Annotated in this window: 8 protein-coding genes; 6 read left to right on the plus strand and 2 right to left on the minus strand. The window is 41.7% G+C overall.

Features of this window, described 5'->3' with window-relative positions:
* From VZ94_RS17795 to VZ94_RS17805, 3 genes are all read left to right on the plus strand, one after another.
* Positions 1-805, plus strand: an 805-nt coding sequence (locus VZ94_RS17795; RefSeq protein WP_045780249.1) for an AI-2E family transporter, incomplete at its 5' end; no start/stop codon positions are given.
* Between the two features lie 166 nt (positions 806-971).
* On the plus strand, positions 972-1,550 hold the full coding sequence (locus tag VZ94_RS17800; RefSeq protein WP_045780250.1) for a hypothetical protein: 579 nt from the start codon (positions 972-974) through the stop codon (positions 1,548-1,550).
* 669 nt (positions 1,551-2,219) lie between these two features.
* A complete protein-coding gene (locus tag VZ94_RS17805; protein WP_045780251.1) occupies positions 2,220-2,492 on the plus strand; it encodes a hypothetical protein in 273 nt (90 codons plus the stop codon).
* A 64-nt stretch (positions 2,493-2,556) separates the two neighbouring features.
* Here the strand turns inward: VZ94_RS17805 and VZ94_RS17810 are convergent, their stop codons facing one another.
* A complete protein-coding gene (locus VZ94_RS17810; RefSeq protein WP_045780252.1) occupies positions 2,557-2,808 on the minus strand; it encodes a YfhL family 4Fe-4S dicluster ferredoxin in 252 nt (83 codons plus the stop codon).
* A gap of 3 nt (positions 2,809-2,811) precedes the next feature.
* A complete protein-coding gene (gene coaD / locus VZ94_RS17815) occupies positions 2,812-3,300 on the minus strand; it encodes a pantetheine-phosphate adenylyltransferase (RefSeq protein WP_045780254.1) in 489 nt (162 codons plus the stop codon).
* A 161-nt stretch (positions 3,301-3,461) separates the two neighbouring features.
* Between coaD and VZ94_RS29585 the strand changes: the two genes are divergently transcribed.
* From VZ94_RS29585 to VZ94_RS17825, 3 genes are all read left to right on the plus strand, one after another.
* The gene (locus VZ94_RS29585; RefSeq protein ID WP_239650052.1) at positions 3,462-3,980 is read left to right on the plus strand and encodes an acetylxylan esterase; all 519 of its coding nucleotides are present in this window, start codon (positions 3,462-3,464) and stop codon (positions 3,978-3,980) included.
* On the plus strand, positions 3,974-4,447 hold the full coding sequence (locus VZ94_RS29590) for an acetylxylan esterase (RefSeq protein ID WP_239650053.1): 474 nt from the start codon (positions 3,974-3,976) through the stop codon (positions 4,445-4,447). Before VZ94_RS29585 ends, VZ94_RS29590 begins: the two co-directional genes overlap by 7 nt.
* 34 nt (positions 4,448-4,481) lie before the next feature.
* A partial coding sequence (locus tag VZ94_RS17825) for an esterase family protein (RefSeq protein WP_045780253.1) occupies positions 4,482-5,115 on the plus strand: 634 nt, incomplete at its 3' end.

Here is a 5,115-nt window from a genome sequence, read left to right on the forward strand (position 1 = left end):
GTGGTCTATGCTTCAGCGTGAGCTAGTTACCGCTTATCAGCTTTTGCAGCAACAGTTTGAACAAGGTCATTTAACCTTTCCTAATGATTTAAAAAAAAAAATTCCGGTCTTAGGTGCAACGCTATATAAAACCTTTGGACAAATTAGTCCTGAGTCTATCGATATGACGCAGCCATTCATCGACTGGGCAAAGCACGTGTTAAGTGAATTAGGGCAATTTGCTAAACAGCTCAGTGCTTATCTGTTTAAACTGGGTTTTGTACTCGTCACCTTATTTTTTTGCTATCGCGATGGCGCGGCATTTTTGCAGCAGTTACAAAAAGGTTTGCTGCGTTTTTTGGGGGAGCATCATCAGGTTTATTTACATGCAGTTGCTGATACGACGCGCGCTGTGGTTTATGGCATTGTGTTGGCGGCAATGGCGCAAGGCATTACGGCTGGTATCGGTTATGCCGTTGCTGGCGTTAAGGCGCCGATTTTATTGAGTGTGGTGACGGCGATCTTCGCGTTAATTCCTATGGGTGCTATGCTGGTTTGGTTGTCTATTGGGTTAATCATGCTGATGAGTGGTGATATTTGGCCGGGCATAGGCTTGTTACTTTGGGGCTTTTTGGTCGTGAGTACCGTGGATAATGTCGTTAGGCCGTTAGTGATTAGTGGGACTAGTAACGTTCCTTTATTAGCGGTGATGTTTGGTGTCTTTGGTGGTTTAACAGCGTTTGGCCTTATTGGCTTGTTTTTAGGTCCTGTGATTTTAACGGTTTTGCTATCGGTTTGGCAGGTTTGGCTTAAGCAGCAGATGTAAAAAAATCCGTTAAGCAGGCCTTAATATTGCCTTTTACACGATGGGGAGAATATGGGATTATTTTAACCAGTTTCCGGTTTTACATGTGAGCAACTCATTGACTCATTTAAGCCTAAGAAACTAATTCAAAATAATTAATAAAATAACATATTAAACGAGGTATATCATGAAAATTAAACACGCCTTATTAGGAAAAACGTTATTGGCCGCAGCTATTGCTACAAGTCTTTCAGCATTTGCATCCGTTACACTCGCAGAAACTGATTCTGCTAAAGGCGGTATTAATGCTGTTTACATCGCTAAATCGGCTTTAGCTTCTTCACTGACCATCACTGATCCGGCAAAATTAGGCACTTGGGTTGATGTGCCGGGTGCGACGGTGACGGTGGATAGACCTAATAATACGACTCAGCTTTATGTTGCACGTTTTTCTGCTGAATCGATTTGTTCTGGTGCGGTAAGTGCTTGGTGTCAAGTGCGTATTTTGGCAGGTAAAAATGAATTATCTCCAGCTTCCGGTACTGATTTTGCGTTTGATAGTACTTGGGATGGTGCAAGACCCGCTTCTTCTTGGCAAGCCCATGCAATGGAACGTTCAACATCATTTGCTGGTACATGCAGCGGCAAGGTCACTACAACATTTAAAGTTCAGTATAAAGTCAGTGCCGTAGGTGCTACGTTTAGATTAGACGACTGGCATTTTACGGTTGAGGCAATGGGTAAAGGCGATTTCTTTACTTGCTAATCAGCTGATTATGTGACGAGAAGCCCATTTTGGTTAACAACGTGGGCTTTTTTTATGCGCTAAATTAAGCCTCTTGAATCAGTTTTAAATTACTTTCTTGGTCTTCATAGCGTTTGGCGTTATTGGATTGTTTTTAGGTTCTGTAATTTTAGCGGTTTTGTTATCGGTTTGGCAGGTTTGACTTAAGCTGGAAATGTAAAAAATCCGTTAAGTAGTCGTTAATATTGCCTTTTACAAGAGCGTAAGATATGTGATTATTTTAACCAGTTTCTGGTTTTTGCTATGGTCGAGATATTTACGAAGTCAAGCCAAGAAACTTGTTGTCATTAATTAACAAAACTAGCTAGACGAGGATTACCATGAAAACTAAACACGCCTTATTTGGAAAAAACGTTATTGGCCACTGCTGTTGCTACATGTCTTTCAGTATTTGCATCCGTTACACTCGCAGAAACCGATTCTGCTAGAGGCGGTATTAATGCTGTTTATATCGCTAAGTCGGCTTCATCCTCTTCGTTGACTATAAACGACGCAGCGCAATTGGGCACTTGTTGATTTGCCTGGTTCGGCAGTGACGGTTGATAGACCTGGAAATACCACTCAGCTTTATGTCGCACGTTTTTTTCTGCTGAATCGATTTGCTCTGGTGCAGTAAAAGCTTGGTGTCAAGTGCGTATTGTAGCCAACAACTCTGAGTTAAGCCCGAAAGCTGGCGCAGGTGGCGATTTTGCGTTTGATAGTACTTGGGATGGTGCAAGACCTGAATATTCTTGGCAAGCCCATGCAATGGAACGGTCAGCAACTTTTGCTGGGTTATGCAGTGGTTCATCAATAACCTTTAAAGTCCAATATAAAGTCAATGCTGTAGGTGCAACGTTTAGGTTAGATGATTGGCATTTTACAGTTGAAGCATTCGGTAAAGGCGATTTATTCCCTTGCTAATGCCTTTCTTGTGATGAGAAGCCCACGTTGGTTAACCAACGTGGGCTTTTTTTATGCGCATAGATTATGCTTGTTGAGTCAATTTTAAATACTTTTGGTACAACGTTTCTTGATCTTCAACTCTATCCGGATCTTTGGTAATACATTCAACCGGACACACTTCTAAACATTGTGGCGTGCCATGATGACCGACACATTCAGTACATAAAGCGGGATTAATAACATAAATATCTTCGCCTTGTGAAATAGCGCCATTTGGGCATTCGGGTTCGCATACATCGCAATTAATGCATTCTTCATGAATAATAAGAGCCATGCTCTACTCCTGGTGATTAAATTTCTGAGTTAATGATTGCCGCACACATTCGGGAACAAAGCTGGAAACATCGCCTTTTAAGCGGGCAATTTCCCGAATCATAGTTGAGGAAATAAATTCGTATTGTTCTGAAGGCGTCAAAAATACTGTCTCTAGTTGTGGTGCTAAGCGCCTATTCATACCCGCTAATTGAAATTCATACTCAAAATCAGACACTGCGCGTAAGCCTCGGATAATCACCGCAGCACCTTGACTTTGTGCGCATTCAACCAACAAATTATCAAAACCAATGACATCGACATTGTTAAAATACGGCGTAACGGCCTTAACCATTGCGACGCGCTCTTCTAATGAAAATAATGGGGTTTTATATTTATTAACTGCGACAGCGACTATGACTTTATCGTAGAGTTTCGTCGCTCTGGCGATTAAGTCAAGATGACCGTTGGTAATAGGATCAAACGTGCCGGGATAAATAGCGGTAATATGCATAAAATAATTCAACAAAGACGGCAAAAAGCCTTGTGTTGTGTATTATACGGCAATAGTCTGTGATTGGGGGCTTGTCAGTGGTATATACTTAACAATTTTTGTTTAGAGTACTTACATCATGTTGTCATCAGCAGCATGGTATAACAAATGAAGAGGTGTTTATGTCTGATGATAGTCACGCATGGGGGGAGGGGGCGTTTGGTTTTAATCCCAGTTATGGCTATAGCTTAGAGCAATTATTGGTGCTACAGCCGCCATCTGAGCCTAAGGATTTTGTTGAGTTTTGGCAGCAGCGTTACCAAGCGGCCTTAAGCCAAGTCACTCATCCTGAGATTATATGTTTAGAGCAAGCCCACCCGGATTGGCAGGTTTATAAACTTAGTTACACGTCAACACAGCAGTTTCGCATTCAAGGCTGGTTATTGCTACCAAAGCGTAATGCCATTAAGCGTGGACTTATTATCGGTCATGGTTATGGCGGGCGTGAACAGCCCGATTTTGATTTACCATTTACCGATGCAGCCTTAATGTTCCCTTGTTTTCGCGGTCTGAGTTTAAGTGCTGTACCTGGTGTTTCCTCTGACCCTTATTGGCATGTGCGTCATAATTTAGACAAACGCGATGATTATATTATTGGCGGTTGCGTTGACGATGTATGGTTAGCAACGACAGCATGTTAACGTTATTCCCACACTTAAAAGACCGTTTAGGCTATTTAGGGATTAGCTTTGCCGGTGGCATAGGCGCGCTCGCGTTAGCGTGGGAACAGCGTATTCGCTTAGGCCATTTAAACGTGCCTACATTTGGTCATCAGCCTTTACGTTTACGCTTGAAATCCCAGGGCAGTGCTGACAGTGTGCAGCGGTTTTACTGTCAACAACGAAAGAAAACCTTAAAAGTGCTACGTTATTATGATGCCGCTACGGCGGCTAAATATATACGCATACCTATGCATTGTGCGTGCGCTGAGTTTGACCCTTGTGTAGCACCGCCTGGACAGTTTGCTATTTATAATGCATTGCCTAATGATAAAAAATTATTTGTTTTACGTGCAGGACATTTTTCTTATCCAGAACAAGAGCAGCAACGACATGAATTGCTTAAACAGTTAGAAGATTTTTTTGCGCCATTAAGTTTAACAACATAAGTTAAGAATTAACGTTCATTGCAGGAGAGGATGAATGAACCGTGAGTATCACAAGTGGTGGAGTAAGCATTTACACCGTGATATGGAATTACTCGTGTTTGGTCATGCAGGTGCGAAAGTGTTAGTGTACCCGACGCGTGATGGTCGATTTTATGAGTACGAAACGATTGGTATGGTCAATGCGTTAAAACATAAGATTGAGCAAGGTTGGCTACAGTTATACTGTATAGACGGCATTTATTCAGAGAGTTTTTATTGTAATTGGGCGCATCCTTCTGGGCGCATTCAACGTCATCAACAGTTTGAACTGTATGTGTTGAACGAAGTATTGCCGTTTATGCACAAAAAAAATCCACATCCCTGTGTTATCTCGCATGGGTTAAGCTTAGGGGCATTTCATGCCGCTAGCATTGCGTTTAGACATCCAGAGCAGTTTAAAAAATTGGTGGCGTTTTCCGGGCGTTATGATTTGACGTTAAGCGTAGAATCGTTTGATGATTTATTAGACGGTTTTTACAACGAAGACGTGTATTTTCATACGCCTAGTCATTTTTTGCCGAATTTAGACTGCGAAGAATGGTTAGAGAAATTAAGAGCGTTAGATATTATTCTCGTTATCGGAAATCAAGATCCTTTTTTAGAAAATAATCAACAGCTTAGTTATGTGT

The sequence above is a fragment of the Methylocucumis oryzae genome, assembly GCF_000963695.1.
Lineage (GTDB): Bacteria > Pseudomonadota > Gammaproteobacteria > Methylococcales > Methylomonadaceae > Methylovulum > Methylovulum oryzae.